Origin of the sequence: Streptomyces sp. NPDC090127 (assembly GCF_044746945.1) — a bacterium.
GTDB lineage: Bacteria > Actinomycetota > Actinomycetes > Streptomycetales > Streptomycetaceae > Streptomyces.
Genome location: NZ_JBIVDE010000004.1, coordinates 575,073 through 599,017, shown reverse-complemented (window position 1 = coordinate 599,017; position 23,945 = coordinate 575,073). Strand labels below are relative to the sequence as shown.

The following is a 23,945-nucleotide window of genomic DNA, read 5'->3' as shown; positions in this document are numbered from 1 at the left end:
GTCGTCTCGTCGGGGTGGCGCGAAGCACGGGGGCGGCCCCCTATCGTACGGAGGGAATCTATCGCCCGTCGGTACTACCCCTTGAGGTAGGTCCCGATGCCGTCCGCGATCCCGCGCGCCGCTTTCTGGCGCCATGCCGCATTCGAGAGGAGTGCGGCGTCCTTCGGGTCACGCATATTGCCGCATTCGACGAAGACCTTGGGCACGGTCGAGAGATTGAGGCCCCCGAGATCGTCGCGGACGTCCAACCCCGTTCCGTCGCCGAGGTAGTTGGCGGGGGCGGTGCCCGTCGCGCGCGCGAAGTCCCGGGCGACCGCCTCGCCGAGTTCGCGGGACGGGCCGACGATCTTCGCGGTGTCGGCGGCGCCGGAGCTGACCCGGGCGGGCACGATCACGTGGAATCCGCGGTTTCCGGTGGCGGAACCGTCGGCGTGCACGGAGACGACGGCGTCGGCGCGGGCGGCGTTGCCGGTCCGGGCGCGCTCGTCGATGCAGGGGCCGAAGGGGCGGTCGGCGTCGTGGGTGAGCAGGACTTTCGCGCCCTGGGCCTTGAGGAGATCGCGCAGGTGGTGTGAAACATCGAGGGTGAATGCGGCTTCGGTGTAATCGGCGGCCGTGGCGGTGCCGGTGGTGTCGCATTCCTTGCGGGTTGTGCCGATATCGACCTTCTGGTTGATGTCCCGTGCGTGGCGGTAGTTGCCGGGATTGTGACCGGGGTCGATCACGATCGTCCGGCCGGTGAGCGGGAGGGCCGCGGCGGGGGCGTCCGTCGGTGGGATCGAGGAGGTCGCCGAGGTGGTCGACTTGGCGTCGGTGGTCCTCGGGGCGGCGGCGTGCGAGCCGCTGCCGCAGCCTGCGAGCGTGGTGAGCGCGGCGCAGGCGGTGAGGGCTCCGCCGAGGGCGCGGATGGTTCGGTGGTCGTACGGCACCTTGCGACTCTAGTGGGAGCTTCCGGGGTGTGTTCGGTCGACGCGGCGTGACTGTGAAGGTGCTGTGGGGGGTAGGGAGAGGGCACGTGCACCGCACATGGACCACGGGGGGAACCGTGACGGGTGAAGAGCCGAACGACGCGCGTCCGGCGGGGGAGCCGGAGCCGCGGGGAGTGTCGGAGCCGCAGGGGGTGTCGGAGACACCGTGGGCGTACGGGGCACCGGGGGCGCCGGGGTCGCCGGGGGTGCCTGCACCGCCTGGAGCGTCGGGGACGCAGGGGTCGCCGGGGGCACCGGCAGAGCCCGGAGCGCCCGGGTCACCCGGGGTTCCGCCGCCGCCTTCCCAGCCGCCCGGGGTTCCGCCGTCCGGGACGTACGGGATGCAGTCCGGGACGTACGGGATGCCGGGACCGCCGCCCGCCTCGGCACCGCGGGAGTCCAATCCCGCGCAGGCCGTTCTCGCCGGGCTGCTGAACCTGTCGTGTCTGGGCCTTGGCTACGTCCTGCTCAAGCAGTGGATCCCGGCCGCCGTCTGCTGGGTCGCGACGGCCGTGCTGCTGCTCGTCGCGCTGCCCGCCGACGTGGACGGGGTGCCCACCGGCTTCCTCGTCGGGTACGGCGTGTTCCTGCTGGCCGCGGCCGTCGACGGCGCCCGGCGCGGTCTGCGCGCGCCGCTCGTGCTCGGCGGCTCCGCGACGGGCGCGGGGGCGCCGGCGGGAGCGGGCGCGGGAGCCGGGGCGCGGCGGCTCGTGCTCCCGCTCGTGCTCGGCCTCGTCCTGCTCGCCGTGCCGGTCGGCGGGTCCGTCGCCTACGGCTCGGCGCGCGACGAGGCGATAGAGCAGTCGCTGCTGGCCCGGCTCGCCGACGCGGACAAGCGGGTCAAGTCCGTCGAGGGACAGAGCTTCAGCGGGGCGGACCACACGTACCGCGAAGCGCTCGCCGTCTACCAGGAGCTCGGCACGGAGCACGCCGGCTCACGGGCCGGCCGCCTCGTCCCCGACCGGCTCGCGGACTACCACGCCTCCGTCTCCCTGCCGTACGAGCAGAAGAAGTACTGCGAGGCGGTCCCCGGGCTCCAGCATCTGCGCGCCCTGCCGGAGAAGGTGGACCGCGCCCTCCTCGACGGGCTGACGGGGAAGGCGGACGAACCGCTGGCCCACTCCTGGTACGAGTGCGGGATCGCCGGACTCGCCGGCGCGGGCACCGAGGCGACGGCGGGGGAGCATCTGAACGCCCTGTTCTCGACCTTCCCCGAGTCCCCGTACGCGAAGAAGGTCGAGCCCACGGTCCGTGAGGGCCTGCGGACCCGGTCCGCCGCGATAGCCGCCGGACGGACGGAGGCCTGCGACGCCGTCGTCGAGCTGCGGCGCTTCCGCACCACGGTCGACCTGCTGCCGAAGGACACCTTCGCCGCCGTCTCGACCGACACGGGTGCGGAGATCCAGAAGGGCGACTTCGCCTGCGGGGTCGAGCAGTTCAAGGACAAGGACTTCAGCAAGGCCCGCCAGACGATGACGGAGTACGAGAAGCAGTACCCGGGCAGCCCGCGGATCGCCCACGCCCGGTCCGTCGCGACCGCCGCCGAGATAGCCGAGGAGACACCCGCCGCCGGGAACCGGCTGCCGGCCGCCACGTCGCCCGGCGGCCCCCGGATGGTCATGGTCGTGTCGAACGACGGCCCCGGCGAGGTCGAGGTGCTCTACACCGGGCCGGTGACCGGTCGGGTCACCCTCAAGGCGTGCGGCGGCTGCACGGCGTACCAGAGCAGCATCCGACTGGGCGCGGCGAAGCCCAAGGTGTGCTCCGGTCCGTCGTCGAAGTATCCGAAGGCGACGCTGACGCTGCCCGCCGGCGACTACCACTTCCTCCAGAAGCGTTCGGCGTCGGCGGGAGCGCTGTCGTCGGCGGACAAGTCGAGCACGGCGAAGATCGAGCCGGGCTACACGTACACGAACTGTCTGTACGTGACGAGGGGTTACGGCTTCTGAGGGAGGCGGCGCAGCACGCGCAGCGAGCCGGTGACCGAGACCTCCTCGAAGTCGCCCGACTCCAGAGCCCGGAGGTAGACGCGGTACGGGGCCTGGCCGCCGTCCTCCGGGTTCGGGAAGACGTCGTGGATGACGAGCAGGCCGCCGGTCGCGACCTTGGGCGCCCAGCCCTCGTAGTCGTTGCCGGCGTGCTCGTCGGTGTGACCGCCGTCGACGAAGACGAGGCCGAGTTCGCCCGCCCAGACCGTGGCGACCTGCGGGGAGCGGCCGACGACGGCGATCACGTGCTCCTCCAGGCCCGCGTTGCGCAGCGTCCGGCGGAAGGTGGGCAGGGTGTCCATCAGGCCGACCTCGGGGTCCACGACGGTCGGGTCGTGGTACTCCCACCCCGGCTGCTGCTCCTCGCTGCCCCGGTGGTGGTCCACGGTCACCGCGACCGTCCCGGCCTCGCGGGCCGCGTCCGCGAGCAGGATCGTGGAGCGCCCGCAGTAGGTCCCGACCTCCAGCAGCGGCAGGCCCAGCTTGCCGGCCTCGGTGGCGGCGGCGTGCAGGGCGAGCCCCTCGTCGAGGGGCATGAAGCCCTTGGCGGCCTCGAAGGCCTCGAGGATCTCGGGCGCGGGCATGGGTCCTCCTACTGGCGGGTACGGCACGTGCGAGCGCCCATCGTGCCCTACGCGTCCCATGCGAACCACACCGTGCCCGCGCGGGAACCGGCGGGCACGGCGGGAGGGTGGCGCCGGTGACGCGGGCGCCTCAGGGTCGGCGGACGGTCTCGCCCGAACGCTGAGGGCCGACGGTGTCGACGCGGGTCGTGAGTTCCGCCCGCAGGGCGGCGAGTTCGGACATGCGGGCGTCGATGAGCCGGATCTTCTCCTGGAAGAGCGCGGCCAGCGCCTCTGCGGCGTCCGGCGCTTCCCGCAGTTCCTCGCCGGTCCGTGCGATCTCCGCGTGGGAGAAGCCGAGGGCCTGCGCGGTGCGGACGTAGTGCAGCCACGCCACCGTCTCGGGCGGGAAGTCGCGGGAACCGTTGGTCAGCCGCCGGCTCTCGATCAGGCCGACTTTCTCGTAGAAGCGGATCGTGTCCGGGGTCGTGCCCGCCTGCGTGGCCAGCTCTCCGATGCGCATGACTCCTCCGTCGCGTCGTGGGGCTTGCGAGTCAAGGGCTTGACCTTGGACCGTACTGCACTGATCGCCATGAGGCCCGCCCCCGCGGCGTGCTCTCGTCGGCGGGTCGGCCGGGCGGTCTTCTCCGACGGGAGCGCCGATCGATCGTCACCTGACCTTCCGTCAGATTGGAACGTGTTCTAGTCTGCGCCCCATGGGCATCGGAATCACGCAAGAGCAGCGGGAGTTGGCCCGGGCCGTGCGCGGCTGGTTCGCCCGCGCCGTACCCCCCGAGGACGTGCGGAAGCTTCTCGACGCGCCCGCCGGGAGCGGGGTGGGCAGGCCCGCGTACTGGGACGGGCTCGCCGGGCAGGGGCTGCTCGGGATCCATCTGCCCGAGGAGTACGGAGGGGGCGGCGGCGATCTCGTCGATCTGGCCGTCGTGCTGGAAGAGGCGGCGCGGGCGCTGGTGCCGGGGCCGTATCTGCCCTCGGTGCTCGCCACGGAGATCCTGCGCCGCGCGGGGGTCGACGGCCTGGTCGAGGAGCTGGCGAGCGGAGCCAGAATCGCCGCCGTCGCCCTCGACCCGGGCACCTTGACCGCCACCCCGGCCCCCACGGCGGGCGGCGCCCCGGGCCGCTCGGCGGACGGCCTCGACGTCGCCACCCCGGCCCCCACGGCCGACGACAGCGCGCCGGCCCCTGCCCCGGCCCCCACGGCGGGCGGCGCCCCCTCGGCGGGAGGTCTCCTGCTTCACGGTGTCGCCCCGCCCGTGCTCGGCGGCGCCCAGGCCGACCTGCTGATCCTTCCCGCGCGCACGCCGCACGGCGCCCGCTGGTTCGCCGTGGACGCCGACGCCCTTGCCGTCCGCCCGCACGAGAGCGCCGACCCGACCCGGCCGACCGCCGAGGTCACCGCCGACGGCGTCCACGTGCCCGCCGAACGGATCCTGGACCTCGACCCCGCCCTCGTGTCCGACCTCGCCGCCGTCCTGTTCGCGGCCGACGCGTGCGGGACCGCCGCCCGGGCGCTGGAGACGGCCGCCGAGTACGCCAGGACGCGCGAGCAGTTCGGGCGGCCCATCGGGCGGTTCCAAGGGGTCAAGCACCTCTGTGCCGACATGCTCGTCCGCGTCGAGCAGGCCCGCGCCCTCACCTGGGACGCCGCCAGGTCCACCGAGGACGACGCGCGCCCCCTCGTCGCGGCCCTCGCCGCCGCCACCGCCCTCGACGCCGCCTACAGCTGCGCCAAGGACTGCATCCAGGTCCTCGGCGGCATCGGCTTCACCTGGGAGCACGACGCCCATCTCGCGCTGCGCCGCGCCCTCGTCGCCCGTCAGCTCCTCGGCGCCGGTGACGCCCACCGGGCGCGAGCGGTCCGGCTCGCCGCCGAGGGCGTCCGGCGCGAGCTGCGGCTCGCACTGCCGCCCGAGGCCGACGCGCTGCGTGCCGCCGCGCGCGCGGCGGTCGCGCCCGCCGTCGGCCTCGACCCGGGCGCGGCCCGCCGGGCCCTCGCCGCCACCGGGTACGCCGCCCCGCACCTGCCCGAGCCGTACGGCCTCGGCGCCGGGCCGCTCCACCAGCTCGCCGTGCAACGGGAGCTGGACGCGGCCGGGGTCCACATCGCCGGCCTGGGGATCGCCACCTGGGTCGTCCCCTCCCTCCTCGCGTACGGCACGGCCGCGCAGCAGGAGCGCTACCTCGCCCCCACCCTCCGGGGCGACCTGCTCTGGTGCCAGCTCTTCTCCGAGCCGGGCGCCGGGTCCGACCTCGCCTCCCTGCGCACCCGGGCCGAGCGCACCGAGGACGGCGGCTGGCGGATCACCGGACAGAAGGTGTGGACGAGCGCCGCCCAGTGGGCCGACCACGGCATCCTGCTGGCCCGCACCGATCCGGACGCCCCCAAGCACAAGGGGCTCACGTACTTCCTCGTCGACATGAAGAACACCCCCGGGATCGACATCCGCCCGCTGAAGGAGATCACCGGCGAGTCGCTCTTCAACGAGGTCTTCTTCGACGGCGCGCCGCTCCCCGCCGACGCCGTCGTCGGCGAGGTGCACGACGGCTGGCGCGTCGCCCGCAACACCCTCGGCAACGAGCGCGTGCACATGGCCGACCAGGTCGCCTTCGACTCCGGGCTCGAAGCGCTGATCGAGCGGGCGGCCGGCGCCGAGGCCTCCGTACGCGTACGGATCGGCGCGCTGGCCGCCGAGGCCCACGCGCTCGCCTGCATCGGGCTGCGGACCACGATGCTCCAGGTCTCCGGCCTGGAACCGGGCGCCGGCGCGTCCGTGCGCAAGCTCGTCCAGACCGTCCACCAGCAGAAGCTCGCCGAGCTCACGCTCGAACTGCTCGGCCCCGACGGCGCCGTCCGGGAGGGCGCGGGGGAGCGGGCCGTCCACGGGCTGCTGATGTCCCGCTGTCTCACCATCGCGGGCGGCACCACGCAGGTCCAGCTCAATGTCGTCGCCGAGCGCCTGCTCGGCCTGCCCAGAGACTGAGGGGAACCGGAGATGGGGAAGGCGTACATCGTCGGCGTCGGGATGACGAGGTTCGAGAAGCCCGAGACGCGCGACTGGCAGTACTGGGACATGGCGAAGGAAGCGGGAACGGCGGCGCTCGCCGACGCCGGGATCACCTACGACCGGGTCGAGCAGGTCCCCGTCGGCTACTGCTTCCAGGCCTCCACGGCCGGACAGCGCGCGGCCTACGAACTCGGCCTCACCGGCGTGCCCGTCTACAACGTCAACAACAACTGCGCGACGGCCTCGACCGCGCTGATGATGGCCCGCCAGTTCGTGGAGGGCGGGATCAGCGACTGCGTCCTCGCCCTCGGCTTCGAGAAGATGGCGCGCGGGGCGCTGGGCGGCGGGTCGGACGGGGGCGACTTCAAGACGTCGCCGGTGGCCCGGCACTACGGGATCATGGCCGCCGCGCACGGCTTCGAGATGTCCCCGCCGACCGCGCAGATCTTCGGCAACGCGGCCCGGGAGCACATGGAGCGGTACGGGACGACGGAGGTCCAGCTCGCGGCCGTCGGCGCCAAGAACCACCAGCACTCGGCGAACAACCCGCGCGCCCAGTTCCAGGACGTGTACACGGTCGACGAGATCCTCGCCGCCAAGACCATCCACCGGCCGCTGACCAAGCTCCAGTGCTCGCCCACCTCCGACGGATCGGCGGCGGCCGTCGTGGTCTCGGAGCGGTTCGTGGTCGAGCACGGACTGCACGACAAGGCCGTGGAGATCGCGGCGCAGGCGATGACCACGGACACCGCGGACTCCTTCGCCTCCGGCTCGTGCATCGACACCGTCGGCCGGCCGATGTCCCGCGCGGCGGCCCGGCAGGTCTACGAGAGGTCAGGCCTCGGCATCGAGGACGTGGACGTGGTGGAGCTGCACGACTGCTTCTCCATCAACGAGCTGCTGACCTACGAGGCGCTCGGCATGTGCGAGGACGGCGCCTCGGGGAAGCTCGTCGAGTCCGGCGCGACGACGTACGGCGGGCGGTGGGTCGTGAACCCGTCCGGCGGGCTGATCTCCAAGGGGCATCCGCTGGGCGCCACCGGGCTCGCCCAGGCCGCCGAACTGGTCTGGCAACTGCGGGGCGAGGCGGGCCCCCGCCAGGTCGCGGGGGCCCGCGTCGGCCTGGCGCACAACATCGGGCTCGGCGGGGCGGCGGTCGTGACGATGCTCCGGAGGTCGTAGGACCGATTCCCGATGTACGGGGCAGGGGGCGTCTGCGACCATCACACGCATGGTCCACACCGAGCCCACCGAGTCAGCCGCCACACGGTCCCCGTCCCCGCGCCCCACCCCGCGCACCTGGCTCGTGGTGCTCGCCGCGTGCGCGGGGCAGTTCCTGGTGGTCCTCGACGTCTCGGTGGTGAACGTCGCCCTGCCGTCGATGCGGGCCGACCTCGGACTGTCGGGGATCGGACTCCAGTGGGTCCTCAACGCGTACTCGATCGCCTTCGCCGGGTTCATGCTGCTCGGCGGACGGGCGGCCGACCTCTTCGGCCGGAAGCGGATGTTCCTGCTCGGGCTCGGGCTGTTCACGGCGGCCTCCGTCGCGGGCGGGCTCGCACAGGAGGGCTGGCAACTGGTCGCCGCCCGCGCCGTGCAGGGCCTCGGCGCGGCGGTGCTGGCGCCCGCGACGCTCACCATCGTGACCGCCGCCGTCCCCGCCGGGCCGGCGCGGACCCGGGCCATCGGCACCTGGACGGCCGTCGGCGCGGCGGGTGGCGCGGCGGGCGGCTTCGTCGGCGGGGTCCTGGTGGACCTCCTCTCCTGGCGCTGGGTGCTCCTCATCAACGTGCCCGTCGGCGTCCTGGTCCTGGCCGGGGCCGCGCTGTGGCTGGGCGAGAGCCGCACCGGCGGCGGCCGACGGCTCGACCTGCCCGGCGCCGTCCTCGTCACCGGCGGCCTCGCCTCCGTCGCGTACGGCATCGTGCAGACGGAGGAGGGCGGCTGGGGCGCCCCGGCCACCCTGGTCCCGCTCCTCGGCGGCCTGGCCCTGCTCGGGGTCTTCGTCGCCGTCGAGGCCCGGACGGCGGCCCCGCTGATGCCGCTGAAGCTCTTCCGCTCGCGGGCCGTCTCGGCCGCGAACGTGTCGATCCTGCTGGCCGGTTCGACCTCCTTCGGCATGTGGTTCTTCATGACGGTGTACGCCCAGAACGTTCTCGGCTACACCCCGCTCCAGGCGGGCCTGGCCCTGGTCCCCAGCTCGGTCAGCGTCATCGTGGGCTCCAAGCTGGCGCCCCGTCTGATGCCGACGACCGGCGCCCGCAACCTCGCGGTCATCGGCGCCCTCGTCGCCGCGACCGGCTTCGGCTGGCAGTCCACGATGACCGCCGACGGCACGTTCCTGACCACCATCCTGGGCCCCGGCATCCTGATGATGGCGGGCATCGGCCTGCTCACCACCCCCCTCGCCACCCTCGCCACGTCGAGCGCCGCGCCCGCCGACGCCGGCCTCGTCTCGGGCCTCGTGAACACCTCCCGCACGATGGGCGGCGCGCTGGGCCTCGCCGTCCTCTCCACCGTCGCCGCCGCCCACACGGCCGGCGCCACCACCCCCGAGGCCCTGACAGCGGGCTACGCCCTCGCCTTCCGCACGGCGACCGGCGTGCTGCTGGTCGCGGCGCTCCTGATGCTGCTCTGGCTCCCGAGGCCCACGCGCCAGGACGCCTGAACCGGCGGCTCGGAGCCGGCCCTGCTGCCGGGCCTCCCGGTCCGTCCCGGCGGCTCGGAGCCGGCCCTGCTGCCGGGCCCCCCGGACCGCCTCCCTACGGTTGCGCGTCCCGGTGTTCGCCGGCCGACAGCGGGTTCGGATCCGCGCTCAGGTCCGCCGCCGCGAGAGCCGGGTCGATGACGGTCTCGCCCCGCAGGACCTGCCGGATCGCCGAGGCCAACTCCTCCACCGGACCGTCCTTCACCAGGAAACCGGCCGCCCCCGCCTCCATCGCCCGCCGCAGATGCCCCGGCCGGCCGAAGGTGGTCAGGATCAGCACCCGGCAGTCGGGCACCTGATCGCGCAGGTCGGCGGCGGCGTCCAGCCCGGAGCGCCCCGGCAGCTCGCTGTCCAGCAACGCCACCTCGGGCCGGTCCACGAGCGCGGCGTCCACGACCTCGTCCCCCCGCCCCACCTGCGCGACGACCTCGATGTCCGGCTCCATCCCGAGCAACAGCGCGAGCGCGCCGCGCGTCGTGCCCTGGTCCTCGGCGAGGAGAACTCTGATCATCGCGTGGGCTCCCGACTCTGTGAGGCGTCGATCTCCACGGGCGGTTCCGCGGCGACCCGGAACCCTCCGCCTGGTGGGGGTCCCGATTCGAGGGTGCCCCCTGCGGACGTCACGCGCGCGCGGAGGCCCCTCAGGCCGCTTCCCGGCGCGCCGGCCCGTTCGATCGTTCCGGCCCGGTCGACCCGGCGAGCTCGGCGACCGGTCGTCGCCATAGCTGACGTTCCGTCAGGTAGGGCCCGCCGAAGGGGTTCTCAACTCCTCCCCGCTCGGCTATACATGAGGATCACCGACCTAGAACGCGTTCTAGAACGGAAGAGAAGGGCGCGTACGGGCGGTCCCCGCACGGCCTCGGTGCGGCCGACGGTGCGGACGGTCGCACCGAGGTCTTCCCCACGTCACGATCCGCACGGATCTCCAAGGAGCAGCATCCCCATGCCCATTGATGCCGCCAGGGCCGTCGCCGCCGAGCCCCGCAGCGCCGAGATCACCTGGGACCACAAGGACGTCCAGCTCTACCACCTGGGAGTGGGCGCCGGCACCCCGGCGACCGACGCCGCCGAGCTCCGCTACACCCTCGAGTCCCGGCTCCACGTCCTGCCCAGCTTCGTCACCGTCGCCGGCGCCGGCATGGGAGTCGTCGGCGGGCTCTCCGCCCCCGGCGTCGAGATCGACCTGGCCGCCGTCCTGCACGGCGGACAGACGATCACCCTCCACCGCCCGGTCCCCGTCCGGGGCAGGGCCGTCACCACCTCCCGCGTCGCCGCCGTCCACGACAAGGGCAAGGCGGCCGTCCTCGTGCTGCGCTCCGAGGTCGCCGACGACGACGGCCCGCTGTGGACCAGCGACGCGCAGATCTTCGTGCGCGGCGAGGGCGGCTGGGGTGGCGACCGAGGACCCTCCGAGCGGCTCGCCCTCCCGGACCGCGAGCCCGACAAGACCGTCGAGCGGCCCGTACGCGAGGACCAGGCGCTGCTGTACCGGCTCTCCGGGGACTTCAACCCCCTCCACGCCGACCCCGAGTTCGCCGCGCTCGCCGGCTTCGACCGGCCGATCCTGCACGGACTCTGCACCTACGGCATGACCCTCAAGGCGGTGGTGGACACGGTGCTCGGCGGAGACGTCGCCCGCGTCCGCTCGTACCGCACCCGCTTCGCCGGGATCGTCTTCCCCGGCGAGACCCTGCGCATCCGGATGTGGACCGGCGACGGCCGCGTCCAGGTGTCGGTCACGGCCGTGGAGCGCCAGGACGCTCCCGTGCTCGCCGACACGCTCGTCGAGTGTTCGTGACACCAGATCTCCCGGAGGGAGCCGCACCATGCGCGCAGCCGTACTGCACGAGATCGGCCAGGACAAACTGGAGGTCCTCGACGACGTCGAGGCGGTGGGATTCGGCCCCGGCAAGGTGAGGATCCGGGTCAGGGCGACCGGACTCTGCCACTCCGACGTCTCCGCCATGAACGGCGTGCTCCCGCAGCCCGCGCCGTTCATCCCCGGCCACGAGGGCGCGGGCGAGATCATCGACGTCGGCGACGGCGTCACCGGACTGACCGAGGGCCAGCGGGTGCTGCTGTGCTGGCTGCCCGCGTGCGGTGGCTGCCCGGCCTGCAAGCGCGGCCAGACCCAGCTCTGCCTGGCCGGCTTCATGAACGCGGGCACCCCCAACTTCAGGCGCCCGGGCGGCGACGTCTTCGGCTTCGCCGGTACGGGCACGTTCACGGAGGAGGTCGTCGTCGACGCCGGCTGCGCCGTCCCGATCCCCGACGACGTGCCCTTCGACATCGCCGCGCTCATCGGCTGCGGAGTGACCACCGGGCTCGGCGCGGCCATCAACACGGCGAAGGTCGAGGCGGGTTCCTCGGTCGCCGTCATCGGCTGCGGCGGCGTCGGCATCTCCGCGATCCAGGGCGCCAAGCTCCAGGGCGCCGCGCAGATCGTCGCCGTCGACCCGGTCGCGTCCCGGCGCGAGGCCGCCCTCCGCTTCGGCGCGACCGAGGCCGTCGCCCCCGACGCGCTCGCCGACGCCAAGCAGCGCGTCACGGCCGGCGAGGGCTTCGACTACGTCTTCGAGGTCGTCGGCAAGTCCGCCACCGCCCGTACCGCGTACGAGACGACCCGCCGCGGCGGCACGCTCTGCGTCGTCGGCGCGGGCGCGCTCGACGACTTCCTGCAGCTCAACATGTTCGAGCTGTTCTTCGACGAGAAGAGGATCCTGCCGTCCATGTACGGGGGCGGTGACGTGCTGCGCTCGTACGAGCGGGCCATCGCGCTCTGGCGGGCCGGCCGGATCGACCTGGAGTCCCTGATCACCCACCGGGTGCCGCTCTCCGGGATCAACGAGGCGCTGGAGCAGATGCGCACCGGTGTCGCGCTGCGCACCTGCATCGAGATCTGAGAGGACGCGAATCGATGTCACTCCCTCTGGAGGGGCTGTCCGCGATCGTCACCGGCGCGGGCCGGGGGCTGGGCCGCGCCGAGGCGCTGGAACTCGCCCGCCTGGGCGCCGCGGTGGTCGTCAACGACTACGGGCAGCCGGGGCGCGACGGCTCCGGCGCGGCCTCCGCTGCCCCCGCCGAAGAGGTCGCCGAGGAGATCCGGGCGGCGGGCGGCCGGGCGGTCGCGCACCTGGGCGACATCGCCGACTTCGCGACCGCGCGGGGCCTGGTGGACCTGGCGGTGGGCGAGTTCGGGAAGCTGGACATCCTGGTCAACAACGCGGGCATCCTGCGCGACCGGATGGTCTTCTCGATGAGCGAGGAGGAGTGGGACTCGGTGATCCGGGTCCATCTGAAGGGCCACTTCGCCACCACGCGCTTCGCGGCGGTGCACTGGCGGGGGCGGGCCAAGGCGGGGGAGTCCGGCGTGTACGGCCGGATCGTCAACACCTCGTCGGAGGCGTTCCTCGCGGGCTCGGCCGGCCAGCCGAACTACGCGGCGGCCAAGGGCGGGATCGTGGGCCTGACGACGTCGACGGCGCTGGCCCTGGCGAAGTACGGCGTCACGGCGAACGCGATCTGCCCACGCGCGCGTACCCGGATGACGGAGGACGTCTTCGCGGGCTTCGCCGAGCCGGGCGAGGGGGAGCTGGACGCGCTGGCACCGGAGCACGTGGCACCGGTCGTGGGCTATCTGGCGTCCCCCGCGGCGGCGGCCGTCAACGGCCAGCTGCTCGTCGTCCACGGCGGCATGGTCGCGATCGTGGAGCGGCCGAAGGTGTCGGCGAAGTTCGACACGGCGAAGGACGCCTTCACGTACGAGGAACTGGACGGGCTGCTGTCCCCGCACTACGCGGACCGCCCGCCGGGCGAGACGTTCGCCGCGTCGGAGGTCCTGGGGCTGAAGCGGGGCTGAGGCGCGGGGTGGTGGAGCGGGGCTGAGGCGCGAGGTGGTGGAGCGACGGCAGCGGCCCCGGGGACACCCCCGGGGCCGCTGCCGTCGCTCGGTCTTGGACGAGTGGTGCTGCCTACCGCTCCGCGTCCCGGCGGTGGCGGCCGTGCGGGGAGGACGTGGAGTCCTCCGTCGGCGCCGCCTCGCCGCGGTGCTTTCCGGAGCCCTCCGACTCCGTCCCGTCCGTACGCGCTTCCGACATGGTGGAACTCACCCCGTAATGATCGCTGTTGTCGTGCGGCCGAAATTCTAGCCAGCGGCTTTACGGTCGGCGAGGGGAGCCTGCTGGAGCGGTACGGGGCGACAGACGCGCGGCTCGACCGTGACCGCCGCCGGCTCCGGATCCGGCGGCACGGCCAGCCCCGCGAGCCCGCAGGGCGCGTCCCGCGTCGCGTACGGCAGCCGCAGCACGCCCTCCGGCGTCCAGAGGCCCGAACCGGCCAGCCATCCCGCGGGCGCGGCCAGGTGGTGCATCCGGCGGCCGGTCGGCTGCCACATCCCGACCCAGCTCCCGGCCGCCGCGTCGATCCGCAGCGCGACCGAGCAGCTCTCCGGCAGCAGCACCTGCCCCGGCTGCACGGCGAACGGCGTCACCGCCGCGTCGTCCAGCCGAAGGCACTCGGGGAAGCGGATCGGCAGCAGACTGCCGAGCACTCCCCAGCCGAGCCGGTCGCGCCCCGGCGACGGCGCGTCGGAGCGGATCAGCAGCAGCCCGCTGTCCGGGTCGGCCATGAGCAGCCGGTCGTCGCTCTCCTCGGTGATCTGGAGCAGCGGCGTCACCTCGCCCCCGCGCTCCAGGTCGACCGCGACCGCCTTCACCGGACCGCCGTCGAGGCACCGGTCGAGGGCCAGCATCCGTCCCGTACGGTCCAGCCAGACGCCGCCGGTGCAACGGCCCTTGACCTCCGCGACCTGCTCGGGCCCGAAGGCCCCGCCCGCCACCAGCCAGATCGTCGTCGTGTCCGCCCCGACGCACATCGCGTAGCCGCAGATGCCGTCGGGGGAGGGCGGCAGGAGGACGAGTTCCTCGGCCTCGACAGCGCCCAGGGGCAGTTGCCCGGTGCCCGGGCCCGTCGGGTAGAGCAGGGAGAACGTGTTCCGGTGGCCGTCCACCCGGCGCGCGATCAGCACTCGCCCGTCCGCGAGCGGCAGCAGCTGGGTGTGGGCTTCCTCGGGCTGGTCGAGCGGGAGCGGAACGGCGTACGGCTCCGGCCCGTCGAGCGTCCAGCGCTCCGCGTACAGGGCGTCCCCCGTGCCGGCGAGGCGCGCCGCGTACGCCCCGTTCGCCGTGATCGTGAACCGGGCCGGCCGCACCGCCGCGCCGCCGCCGTCCGTCGTTGTCTCGATGGCACAGGCTGTCATCGACTCGTCACCTCCGGCCACCGAAGCTAGTTTTCGCACTTCCTGCCGAACAACACGAGCCCGGTCACTTCACACATAAGGGTGGCCGTGAATCGATTCTGCTGAGGCGAGGGGGCGGGGTGTGCTGGAGAGGCGGGGGGTACGCGGGCGACGGCGCCCTCCGCGGAGGGCGCCGTCGTGAACGTCGCACGCCGGGGCCGTCGCGCGGCGGAACGGAGATCGTCGCCGTCCCGCGGCGGGTCGTCGCCCGCGCCTCCGGAGAGCCCTCTCGGAGCCGGGGCCGGTGGCGTCCCCACCCATCTGGAGGGCTGATCTTCCGGTCCCGGTGCGACCGCCGCCGGAAGAGGGGGACGAAGGGGCGGGGGAGCGGCGGCCCCGTGGTTGTCCACAGGCAGGACGGCGGACCACGGGGGCCAGGTAGCCTTTCCCTCGTGCCCCGCCTGTCTGAAGTCATCGCCGCGCTCGACGCCCTCTGGCCGCCCGAGCGGGCCGAGCAGTGGGACGCCGTCGGCACGGTCTGCGGCGATCCCGACGCCGAGGTCACCCGTGTCCTGTTCGCCGTCGACCCGGTCCAGGAGATCGTGGACGAGGCGATCGCGCTCGGCGCGGACCTGATCGTCACCCACCACCCCCTCTATCTGCGCGGTACGACGACGGTCGCGGCCTCCCACTTCAAGGGCCGTGTCGTGCACACCCTGATCAAGCAGGACATCGCCCTGCACGTGGCGCACACCAACGCCGACACCGCCGACCCCGGCGTCTCCGACGCCCTCGCCGGCGCCCTCGGCCTCCGCGTCACCGGCCCCCTGGTCCCCGAGAACAACCTCGGCCGGATCTGCGAGCTGGACCGCCCCGAGACGCTGGCCGAGTTCGCCGCCCGCGCCGCGAAGCGGCTGCCCGCCACCGCGCAGGGCATCCGGGTCGCCGGCGACCCGAGGGCGAGCGTCCGCCGTGTCGCGGTCAGCGGCGGCTCCGGCGACAGCCTCTTCGACGCCGTCCGCGCCGCGGGCGTGGACGCCTTCCTCACCGCCGACCTCCGCCACCACCCCGTGTCCGAGGCCACCCAGCACGCGCCGATCGGCCTGGTCGACGCCGCCCACTGGGCCACCGAGTGGCCCTGGTGCGAGCAGGCAGCCGCCCAGCTCGACGAGATTTCCGACCGCCACGGCTGGGACCTGCGCGTCCACGTCTCGAAGACGGTCACCGACCCCTGGTCCTCCCATCACACCTCCCCTGGAGCCCCCAACTGAACGCCGCGCCCGCCGACCAGATCCGACTCCTCGACGTCCAGTCCCTGGACGTCCGTCTCCAGCAGCTCGCCCACAAGCGCAGGTCCCTGCCCGAGCACGCCGAGATCGAGTCGCTGACCAAGGACCTCACGCAGCTGCGCGACCTGCTCGTCGCCGCGCAGACCGAGGAGAGCGACTGCGCCCGCGAGCAGACCAAGGCCGAGCAGGACGTCGACCAGGTGCGCCAGCGCGCCGTACGGGACCAGCAGCGGCTGGACTCCGGCGCCGTCTCCTCCCCGAAGGACCTGGAGAACCTCCAGCGCGAGCTCACCTCGCTCGCCAAGCGCCAGGGTGACCTGGAGGACATCGTCCTGGAGGTCATGGAGCGCCGCGAGTCCGCCGCCGAGCGGGTCGCCGAGCTGACCGAGCGGGCCTCCTCCGTCCAGGCCAAGACCGACGACGCGATCGCCCGCCGCGACGCGGCGCAGGCCGAGTTCGACGGCGAGGCGGCGTCGGTCGGCAAGGAGCGCGAGCTGGTGGCCGGCTCCGTCCCGGCCGACCTGCTCAAGCTCTACGAGAAGCTGCGCGAGCAGCAGGGCGGCGTCGGCGCGGCCCGGCTGTACCAGCGCAAGTGCGAGGGCTGCCACATCGAGCTGAACATCACCGAGCTGAACGAGGTCCGCGCGGCCGCGGCCGACACGGTGGTGCGCTGCGAGAACTGCCGCCGGATCCTGGTCCGCACGTCGGAGTCCGGCCTGTAATGACGGCCAGGAGCGGAGTGGCCCGCGAGGTCGTCGTCGAGGCCGACGGAGGCTCCCGGGGCAACCCGGGGCCCGCCGGATACGGCGCGGTGGTCCTGGACCCGGTCACCGGCGAGACCCTCGCCGAGCGCGCCGAGTACATCGGCGTCGCGACGAACAACGTGGCCGAGTACAAGGGCCTGGTGGCCGGCCTCAAGGCGGCGCGCGAGCTCTTCCCGGACGCCCAGGTGCACGTCCGGATGGACTCCAAGCTGGTCGTCGAGCAGATGTCCGGCCGCTGGAAGATCAAGCACCCGGACATGAAGCCGCTGGCGGCGGAGGCGGCCCGGGTCTTCCCGGCGAGCCAGGTCCGCTACGAATGGATCCCGCGCGAGAAGAACAAGCACGCGGACCGGCTCGCCAACGAGGCGATGGACGCGGGCAAGCGCGGCAGGCAGTGGGAGCCGTCGGCGTCCACGGCTGCCCTGGACACCTCGGCGGCGCGCAACGCGTCGGCGGCGCCGTCCGCCGCGCCCTCGGGTCCGCCCGGCGACGCGACGGCGGGCGCGGCCCGCGCGAGGGCGGCGCTGGCGGGTACGGGAGCGACTGCCGGCACGGGTACGCGTACGGGGTCCGGTCCAGCGTCGCGCACGGAGCCCGGTTCCGCGTCGCGTGCGGGGGCCGGTGGGGGTGTCCGTACCGGTGCCGACCGCTCCGACGACGGGCTCTTCGCCGCCGACGAGACCCTCGCGGCCCAGGCCCGCGCCGTGCTGGCCACGGCCGCGACCGCCGAGCAGGAGTCCGCGGCGAGCGGTGACTTCGAGGCCGAGGCGGGCGTGCACACCTCCGGGGCCGACCGGGGCACCGGGACCTCCGGTGCCGCCCCGGGATGGGGCTCGCCCGACATGGGTGCCCCCGCCACCTTCGTGCTGCTGCGGCACGGGGAGACCGCGCTCACGCCCGAGAAGCGGTTCTCCGGCAGCGGGGGCACGGACCCCGTGCTGTCCGCCGCCGGGCTGCGCCAGGCCGACGCCGTCGCCGCCGCGCTCGCCGCGCGCGGCACGATCCAGGAGATCGTCAGCTCACCGCTCAAGCGGTGCCGGCAGACCGCCGAGGCCGTCGCCGCCCGCCTCGGACTCGACGTACGGGTCGAGGACGGGCTGCGCGAGACGGACTTCGGGGCCTGGGAGGGGCTGACCTTCGCCGAGGTGCGCGAGCGGTACGCCGAGGACCTCGACGCCTGGCTCGCCTCGCCCAAGGCCGCCCCGACCGGCGGCGGCGAGAGCTTCGCGACCGTCGCCCGCCGCGTCTCGGCGACCCGGGACCGGCTGACCGCCGCCTACGCCGGCCGTACGGTCCTCCTCGTCACGCACGTCACGCCCATCAAGACCCTGGTGCGGCTCGCCCTCGGCGCCCCGCCGGAGTCGCTGTTCCGGATGGAGCTCTCGGCGGCCTCGCTGTCGGCGGTGGCGTACTACGCGGACGGCAACGCCTCCGTACGGCTCCTGAACGACACCTCGCACCTGAGGTGACCTCAGGTCGCCGGAGCCGGGCGACGAACGGGTGCGGGGCCGCGGAATTCCGTGGCCCCGCACCCGTTCGCGTAGCACCATCGTCGGCATGACCTGGCACTTCACCGAGGACGCCGCCGTCTTCCGCGCGGCCGCCGACGAGCACTTCGCCGCCGACCCCGCGCGCAACACCGTGCTGCTCACCCTCAGCGAGGGCGCCCGCAGACGGCCCGTCGCCGACGCGCGGTACGGCTGGTGGACCGAGCCGGACGGCCGGGTCACCGGCGCGTTCCTCCGCACGCTGCCGCACGAGCCGGCGCTCGGCCCGATGCCGGTGGTGGCCGCCCGCGCCCTCGCGCACGTCCTGCCCGAGAGGGCCGAGGTGGCGACGGTGCGCGGTGAGCGGGAGACGGCCGAGGCGTTCGTACGGGAGCTGTGCCGGGGGTCCGGGCGGGGCTGGACGACCACGCGCCGGATGCGGCTCCACCGGCTCGGCGATCTCGTCCCGCCCGTCCCCGGACCGCCGGGCCGGGCGCGGGTGGCGGGCGCCGGGGACATCCCGCTCGCGGTGGGGTGGATGCGGGAGTTCGCCCGTGACATCGGGGAGGACGGCGACGTCGACTTCACCCCGAACATCGAGCCGCGCGTCGCCGAGGGCCGCCTCCACCTCTGGGAGACGGACGAGGACGGGCCGGTGTCGATGGCGAGCGTCTCGCGGGTCGTCGCGGGCCAGGCGCGGGTCTCACCGGTCTTCACGCCGGCCGGGCGGCGGGGGCGGGGCTACGCGGGCGCCGTCACCACGGCCGTGAGCCGTGCGGCGCTCGGCGCGGGGGCGGAGCAGGTCCTGCTCTTCACGGACGTGGCCAACCCGACGAGCAACGCGCTGTACCGGCGGCTCGGGTACCGCCCCGTGACGGACCACGTCGGCCTGACGCTCTCCTGACCGCCGGGACCGGGCCGGGAAGCCAGGCCCGCCGGAGTCGGCCGGGAAGCCAGGCCCGCCGGGGCCGGCCGGGAAGCCAGGCATGCCGAAACCGGGCCGCGAAGCCAGGCCCCGCCGGAACCGGGTCGGGAGCCAGGCCCGCCGGAACCGGCAGGGGCGAGCGGCAGGCTCAATGTGCCCGCAGGCCCGCCGCCTCGCGGGCCAGCGACTCCACCCGGGCCCAGTCGCGGGCCGCGAGGGCGTCGGCGGGCAGCATCCACGTACCGCCGACGCAGCCCACGTTGGGCAGCGAGAGGTACGACGGGGCCGAGTCCAGGGAGATGCCGCCGGTCGGGCAGAACCGGGCCTGGGGGAGCGGGCCGGAGAGCGACTTCAGGTACGGGACGCCGCCCGCCGCCTCGGCCGGGAAGAACTTCATCTCGCCCACCCCGCGTTCGAGGAGCGCCACGACCTCCGAGGTGGTCGAGACGCCAGGCAGGAACGGCACGCCGGAGGCCCGCATGGCGTCCAGCAGCCCCTCGGTCCAGCCCGGGCTGACCAGGAACCGGGCCCCGGCCCCGACCGCGTTCGCGACGCCGGCCGGCGAGATGACCGTGCCCGCGCCGACGACGGCGTCCGGGACCTCGGCGGCGATCGCCCGGATCGCGTCCAGCGCGGCGGGCGTCCGCAGGGTCACCTCGATCGCGGGCAGCCCGCCCGCGACCAGGGCCCGGGCCAGCGGTACGGCGTCGGAGGCGTCCTCGATCACCACGACCGGGACGACGGGGGCGAGGTCGAGAACGGAGGGCAGCGCGGAGGTCATGGGCCCATCCTGCCCGCACGCGACAACCTGCGCAACGATCGTTGCGCAGGGCGCAACACGCTCCCTGGGGTGTCGGTCTCCCGCGCATCGCGCGCCCCTTGGGGGCGACTAGTGGATCTCGTCCACCAGCACGTCCAGCGCCCCCGCCCTGGCGCCCTCCTCGACCACGTACTTCAGGTCCCGCAGCGCCACCACCAGCTCCGCCGGGTCCTTCGGGGCCGCGCCGGCCTCCAGCAGGCTGCGGACGATCCGGCCCTTCGTCGCCTTGTTGAAGTGGCTGACCACCTTGCGCGTCGGCGCGTGCAGCACCCGTACCGTCGCCGTCCTGGCCGCGACCTCGCCCTTCGGCTTCCACGCCGACGCGTACGCCGAGGACCGCAGGTCCAGGACGAGTCCCTCCCCGGCGGCCTCCGGCATGACCGTCGCCATCGCGTGGCGCCAGTGCGCGACCAGCGCGCCGAGCCCGGGCAGCTTCACACCCATCGAGCAGCGGTACGACGGGATCCGGTCGCCCACCCGGACCGCGCCCCACAGCCCCGAGAACACCAGGAGAGAGGCCCGCGCCCGCTTCCCTGCCGCCGGGTCCAGGGTGGCCAGGCCGAGCCCGTCGTACAGCACGCCGGTGTAGATCTCGCCGGCCGGCCGGGCGCCGGCCGTCCGCAGCTCCGTGTTCTTGGCGACCTCGCCGCGCAGCCCCTCGCTCAGCCCCAGCACCTCACGGGCCTTCTCCTCGTCGGCGGCGCACAGCTCGACCAGCTCGTCCAGGACGGCCGCCCGTGCCCCGGCAAGGCCCGGCAGCGACAGGGACTCCGGCTTGAGCGGCGCCCCGCGCCCCGACGCGGCCTTACCCTCCGACGGCGGCAACAGCACGAGCACGGTGGTTCTCCTTCGTACGACCAGGGGCTGGGGGTGCGGCCCCAGGGCGTTCAGCCTACAAAGTGCCGGGCACCCTCCCCCGCCATACGCTCGGTCCATGCCCCGCCGCCACCTTCATGTGACCGGCGCAGCCGAGGCTCCGCTGCGGGCCGCCCTGCGCGCACTGCGTACCGAGCTCGCCATCCCCGACAGCTTCCCGCCCGCCGTCCTCGCCGAGGCGGAGGCGGCGGCCAAGGCGCCCCGGCTCCCCGGGTACGACGCCACCGACCTCCCCTTCTTCACGATCGACCCGCCGAGCTCCACCGACCTCGACCAGGCCATGCACCTCGCCCGGCGCGCCGACGGCGGCTACCGCGTGCACTACGCCATCGCCGATGTCGCCGCCTTCGTCACGCCCGGCTCCGCGCTCGACGCCGAGGCCCACCGGCGGGTCCTCACGCTCTACTTTCCCGACGGCAAGGTGCCCCTCCACCCCGCCGTCCTCTCCGAGGGCGCGGCGAGCCTCCTGCCCGACGAGCCCCGCCCCGCGCTGCTGTGGCGGATCGACCTCGACGCGCAGGGCCGCCGCGTCGCCACCGACGTGCGGCGCGCGCTCGTCCGCAGCCGGGCCAAGCTCGACTACGCGGGCGTGCAGCGGCGGATCGACGCCGGTACGGCCGAGGAACCGCTCGCGCTGCTCCGGGACGTCGGGCGGCTCCGCGAGGCCCTCGAAGCGGAACGCGGCGGGATCTCCCTCAACGTGCCCGAGCAGGAGATCGTCGAGCAGGACCACACGTACGCGCTGCACTACCGCGCCCCCCTGCCCGTCGACGGCTGGAACGCGCAGATCTCGCTGCTGACCGGCATGGCCGCCGCCGACCTCATGACCGCCGCCGGCACCGGCATCCTGCGCACGCTCCCCACCGCGCCCGTCGGCGAGGTCGCCCGGCTGCGCCGCTCCGCGCAGGCCCTCGGGGTCGAGTGGCCGCACCACGTCTCGTACGCGGACGTCGTCCGCTCCGTCGACCCCGCCGACCCGCGCCACGCCGCCTTCCTCCAGGAGTGCACGACCCTGCTGCGCGGCGCCGGCTACTCCGTCTTCACCGACGGCAGCGTGCCGACGCCCGCCGTCCACGCGGCCGTCGCCGACGAGTACACGCACTGCACCGCGCCGCTGCGCCGGCTCGTCGACCGGTACGCGGGCGAGCTGTGCGTCTCCGCCGTGGCCGGGGAGGAGCCGCCGGAGTGGGTGCGGGCGGCTCTTCCGGCGCTCCCCGACGAGATGGCGACCGGATCGCGGCGGGCGAACACCCTCGAGCGCGAGTCCGTCGACATCGTCGAGGCGGCGCTGCTCGCCGGGCGGATCGGCGAGATCTTCGACGCGTACGTGATCGACGTGAAGGACCGTGAACCGGCCGTCGGGACCGTCCACCTGGACGATCCCGCGGTCGTCGCCCGGATCGAGGGCGGTACGACCCGGCTGCCGCTCGGCGAGTGGCTGCGGGTCCGGCTCACACAGGCGGACCCGGGGTCGGCGAAGGTCCGGTTCGCACCGGCGTGACGGCCGGCTGCGCGGCGGCGGTCCGTGTGTCGGCCGGCTGCGCGGCGGCGGTCCGTGTGTCGGCCGGCTGGGCGACGGCGGTCCGTGTGTCGGCCGGCTGGGCGACGCCCGTCCCCGCGTCGGCTGCCGCCGTGACGGCTGTCCCCGCGTCGGCTGCCGCCGCGACGGCTGTCCCCGCGTCGGCTGCCGCCGCGACGGCCTGGGAGAGCGCGCGGTACAGAGTCCGGGCGTCGTCCGCGTGGCAGCGCACGATCCGCACCGGGCGGGGCGCGCCGAGGAAGCGGGGCGCGTCGACCGGCTCGGTCAGCTCGATGGTGAGGGAGGTCTGTGAGCCGACGGCGAGGTTCAGCTCCCCCTCCTTCTTCTCGTGGGAGAAGACCAGCTCGTACCGGACGGAGGCGATCCGGTCGAGCGGCACGAGGAGGTCGACGTGCGCGGCCTGCCGCAGACGGAGCCCGTCGGCGGTGAGGAGGTGCGGACGGGTGACGGAGGCGGCGTGCAGCCCGAGGACGAACAGCACCGTGTACACGTCCACGACGAGCATGATCGCGTGGGCGACGGGCCAGTCGGCGAGCAGGTACGACATGCCGACGGTCTCGACGAGGCAGACGAACGCGAAGCCGTACAGGAGCGCGGCCTGATCGCGGGCGTGCGGGAAGACCTGGTCGCCGGGGCGTACGCCGACGCGCCGCCGGCCCACCCAGCGGACCAGGCTCGCCATCAGCCGCAGCTCGTGACCGACGAGCCGCAGCACGGGCTCGGGCACCAGCTCCCCGAGGGCCTGCCGGGCCGAACCCCCGCGCCGCCACAGCCGTAGGAAGACGGCGCTCCCGGTGAGGAGCAGGGCGAGACCGGCGAGTTCGGCGACAGCGAGGGCGGCCGGCGGTATCCGTACCCCGGCGACGAGACAGACCAGCAGGACGAGCTCGGCGGGCAGGAACGCGTACGACAACCCGCGCAGGAGGCGGATCACGGCGGTCACCGGTCCCGCTCCCGGACCAGCCGGAGGGCGAGGTGGACGACCGCGGACTGGGCGGGGGAGAAGTCGCCGAAGAAGGCCTCGGTGAGCCGCCCCTGCGGCAGGACGTCCTGCTCGCCGAGGAGCGCGGCCAGCGAGTCCGGCAGACAGTCGGCGAGGGCCTGTCCGGCCTCCGCCACGCGCGGGTCGTCGGCGTCGGCGTCGGCGAGGGCGTCGAGCCGCGCGTACACGTCGTGGGCGCGGGCGACGACCTCCGGGTCCTCGGTCATGGAGCGCATCGCGCCGATGAGCCGCGACCGCTCCTCGTCCGGTGCCACGGTGTCGAGCAGGGCGAGCAGCTCGCGGTCCTTGGCGGCCATCGGGGACTCCGGCACCTCGCCCAGGCCCGCGAACAGCCCGGCGAGGTCGGCCGATACGGGCCCCTCGGCGGGCAGCCGTCCGGCCCGCGCCTCCCCGAGGAGGTCGGTGAGACGCGCCCGCCGCTCACGGATCACGGCCTCCTGCCGCCCGAGGTCGGCGTCCAGCTCCTCCAGGACCTCGACCAGCTCCCGCCCCTCGTCGTCGGCGACCACGTCCCGGACCTCGTCGAGCCCGAGCCCGAGCTCGGTGAGGCGCCGGATCCGGGCGAGCAGGACGGCGTCGCGGATGCCGTACTCGCGGTAGCCGTTGGCCCGCCGTACGGGCTCGGGCAGCAGCCCGAGATGGTGGTAGTGCCGCACGGCCCGCGGGGTGATCCCGACGAGCGCGGCGATCTCGCCGATTCGCATGAGCCCAGTACAAACCCTGACGCTGCGACAAGGTCAAGCCGACGCGGTG

Annotated in this window: 21 protein-coding genes and 1 pseudogene; 12 read left to right on the top strand and 10 right to left on the bottom strand. The window is 74.3% G+C overall.

Features of this window, described 5'->3' with window-relative positions:
• Positions 1-74: 74 nt before the first annotated feature.
• The gene (locus tag ACIPPS_RS18265) at positions 75-929 is read right to left on the bottom strand and encodes an N-acetylmuramoyl-L-alanine amidase (RefSeq protein ID WP_401432753.1); all 855 of its coding nucleotides are present in this window, start codon (positions 927-929) and stop codon (positions 75-77) included.
• A gap of 380 nt (positions 930-1,309) precedes the next feature.
• Between ACIPPS_RS18265 and ACIPPS_RS18260 the strand changes: the two genes are divergently transcribed.
• Positions 1,310-2,917 (top strand): hypothetical protein, encoded by a 1,608-nt coding sequence (locus ACIPPS_RS18260; RefSeq protein ID WP_401432750.1) that lies wholly within the window; start codon positions 1,310-1,312, stop codon positions 2,915-2,917.
• Here ACIPPS_RS18260 and ACIPPS_RS18255 read toward each other — a convergent pair.
• The gene (locus tag ACIPPS_RS18255) at positions 2,905-3,540 is read right to left on the bottom strand and encodes a class I SAM-dependent methyltransferase (protein ID WP_401432747.1); all 636 of its coding nucleotides are present in this window, start codon (positions 3,538-3,540) and stop codon (positions 2,905-2,907) included. The genes ACIPPS_RS18260 and ACIPPS_RS18255 overlap by 13 nt on opposite strands.
• Before the next feature lie 130 nt (positions 3,541-3,670).
• The gene (locus tag ACIPPS_RS18250; RefSeq protein WP_401432744.1) at positions 3,671-4,042 is read right to left on the bottom strand and encodes a MerR family transcriptional regulator; all 372 of its coding nucleotides are present in this window, start codon (positions 4,040-4,042) and stop codon (positions 3,671-3,673) included.
• A gap of 193 nt (positions 4,043-4,235) precedes the next feature.
• Here ACIPPS_RS18250 and ACIPPS_RS18245 point away from each other — a divergent pair, with 193 nt between their 5' ends.
• The 3 genes from ACIPPS_RS18245 to ACIPPS_RS18235 are packed head-to-tail and all read left to right on the top strand — an operon-like array spanning position 4,236 to position 9,213.
• Complete coding sequence (locus ACIPPS_RS18245; RefSeq protein ID WP_401432741.1) at positions 4,236-6,521, top strand: acyl-CoA dehydrogenase; 2,286 nt, start codon at positions 4,236-4,238, stop codon at positions 6,519-6,521.
• Positions 6,522-6,533: 12 nt separating this feature from the next.
• Positions 6,534-7,727, top strand: a complete 1,194-nt coding sequence (locus ACIPPS_RS18240) for a lipid-transfer protein (protein WP_401432738.1) — start codon at positions 6,534-6,536, stop codon at positions 7,725-7,727.
• A gap of 49 nt (positions 7,728-7,776) precedes the next feature.
• Positions 7,777-9,213 carry an MFS transporter gene (locus ACIPPS_RS18235; RefSeq protein WP_401432735.1) on the top strand — a complete coding sequence of 479 codons (1,437 nt, stop codon included), beginning with the start codon at positions 7,777-7,779 and terminating at the stop codon, positions 9,211-9,213.
• A 57-nt stretch (positions 9,214-9,270) separates the two neighbouring features.
• Here the strand turns inward: ACIPPS_RS18235 and ACIPPS_RS18230 are convergent.
• Positions 9,271-9,763 (bottom strand): annotated as a pseudogene (locus tag ACIPPS_RS18230) (response regulator transcription factor); the annotation flags it as partial.
• A gap of 432 nt (positions 9,764-10,195) precedes the next feature.
• On the opposite strand from ACIPPS_RS18230, the gene ACIPPS_RS18225 reads away from it, so the two are divergent.
• From ACIPPS_RS18225 to ACIPPS_RS18215, 3 genes are read left to right on the top strand one after another with little or no spacing between them, the layout of a single operon-like run.
• Positions 10,196-11,050, top strand: a complete 855-nt coding sequence (locus ACIPPS_RS18225; RefSeq protein WP_401432732.1) for a MaoC/PaaZ C-terminal domain-containing protein — start codon at positions 10,196-10,198, stop codon at positions 11,048-11,050.
• A gap of 28 nt (positions 11,051-11,078) precedes the next feature.
• A complete protein-coding gene (locus ACIPPS_RS18220) occupies positions 11,079-12,155 on the top strand; it encodes a Zn-dependent alcohol dehydrogenase (RefSeq protein WP_401432729.1) in 1,077 nt (358 codons plus the stop codon).
• A 14-nt stretch (positions 12,156-12,169) separates the two neighbouring features.
• Positions 12,170-13,111, top strand: a complete 942-nt coding sequence (locus ACIPPS_RS18215; protein WP_401432727.1) for a 3-oxoacyl-ACP reductase — start codon at positions 12,170-12,172, stop codon at positions 13,109-13,111.
• 112 nt (positions 13,112-13,223) lie between these two features.
• On the opposite strand, the gene ACIPPS_RS18210 is transcribed toward ACIPPS_RS18215, so the two are convergent.
• Positions 13,224-13,361 (bottom strand): hypothetical protein, encoded by a 138-nt coding sequence (locus ACIPPS_RS18210; protein WP_401432724.1) that lies wholly within the window; start codon positions 13,359-13,361, stop codon positions 13,224-13,226.
• Positions 13,362-13,396: 35 nt separating this feature from the next.
• The gene (locus ACIPPS_RS18205) at positions 13,397-14,509 is read right to left on the bottom strand and encodes a hypothetical protein (protein ID WP_401432721.1); all 1,113 of its coding nucleotides are present in this window, start codon (positions 14,507-14,509) and stop codon (positions 13,397-13,399) included.
• Positions 14,510-14,940: 431 nt separating this feature from the next.
• Here ACIPPS_RS18205 and ACIPPS_RS18200 point away from each other — a divergent pair, with 431 nt between their 5' ends.
• From ACIPPS_RS18200 to ACIPPS_RS18185, 4 genes are all read left to right on the top strand, one after another.
• Entirely contained in the window at positions 14,941-15,759 is an 819-nt protein-coding gene (locus ACIPPS_RS18200; protein ID WP_401432719.1) for a Nif3-like dinuclear metal center hexameric protein, read from the top strand.
• Positions 15,756-16,499 (top strand): zinc ribbon domain-containing protein, encoded by a 744-nt coding sequence (locus tag ACIPPS_RS18195; RefSeq protein ID WP_401433151.1) that lies wholly within the window; start codon positions 15,756-15,758, stop codon positions 16,497-16,499. The genes ACIPPS_RS18200 and ACIPPS_RS18195 overlap by 4 nt, the downstream gene beginning before the upstream one ends.
• Positions 16,499-18,010: a bifunctional RNase H/acid phosphatase gene (locus tag ACIPPS_RS18190; protein ID WP_401432716.1), complete on the top strand. Its 1,512-nt coding sequence runs from the start codon at positions 16,499-16,501 to the stop codon at positions 18,008-18,010. The genes ACIPPS_RS18195 and ACIPPS_RS18190 overlap by 1 nt, the downstream gene beginning before the upstream one ends.
• An 88-nt stretch (positions 18,011-18,098) precedes the next feature.
• Positions 18,099-18,932 (top strand): GNAT family N-acetyltransferase, encoded by an 834-nt coding sequence (locus tag ACIPPS_RS18185; RefSeq protein ID WP_401432713.1) that lies wholly within the window; start codon positions 18,099-18,101, stop codon positions 18,930-18,932.
• A gap of 169 nt (positions 18,933-19,101) precedes the next feature.
• On the opposite strand, the gene ACIPPS_RS18180 is transcribed toward ACIPPS_RS18185, so the two are convergent.
• Both ACIPPS_RS18180 and yaaA read right to left on the bottom strand, forming a co-directional pair.
• On the bottom strand, positions 19,102-19,734 hold the full coding sequence (locus ACIPPS_RS18180; protein WP_401432710.1) for a bifunctional 4-hydroxy-2-oxoglutarate aldolase/2-dehydro-3-deoxy-phosphogluconate aldolase: 633 nt from the start codon (positions 19,732-19,734) through the stop codon (positions 19,102-19,104).
• A 108-nt stretch (positions 19,735-19,842) separates the two neighbouring features.
• A complete protein-coding gene (gene yaaA, locus ACIPPS_RS18175) occupies positions 19,843-20,610 on the bottom strand; it encodes a peroxide stress protein YaaA (RefSeq protein ID WP_401432707.1) in 768 nt (255 codons plus the stop codon).
• 97 nt (positions 20,611-20,707) lie between these two features.
• Between yaaA and ACIPPS_RS18170 the strand changes: the two genes are divergently transcribed.
• Positions 20,708-22,150 carry an RNB domain-containing ribonuclease gene (locus ACIPPS_RS18170; RefSeq protein ID WP_401432704.1) on the top strand — a complete coding sequence of 481 codons (1,443 nt, stop codon included), beginning with the start codon at positions 20,708-20,710 and terminating at the stop codon, positions 22,148-22,150.
• On the opposite strand, the gene ACIPPS_RS18165 is transcribed toward ACIPPS_RS18170, so the two are convergent.
• On the bottom strand, positions 22,101-23,132 hold the full coding sequence (locus tag ACIPPS_RS18165) for a hypothetical protein (RefSeq protein WP_401432701.1): 1,032 nt from the start codon (positions 23,130-23,132) through the stop codon (positions 22,101-22,103). The genes ACIPPS_RS18170 and ACIPPS_RS18165 overlap by 50 nt on opposite strands.
• Complete coding sequence (locus tag ACIPPS_RS18160) at positions 23,129-23,896, bottom strand: MerR family transcriptional regulator (protein ID WP_401432698.1); 768 nt, start codon at positions 23,894-23,896, stop codon at positions 23,129-23,131. Before ACIPPS_RS18160 ends, ACIPPS_RS18165 begins: the two co-directional genes overlap by 4 nt.
• Between the last annotated feature and the right edge of the window lie 49 nt (positions 23,897-23,945).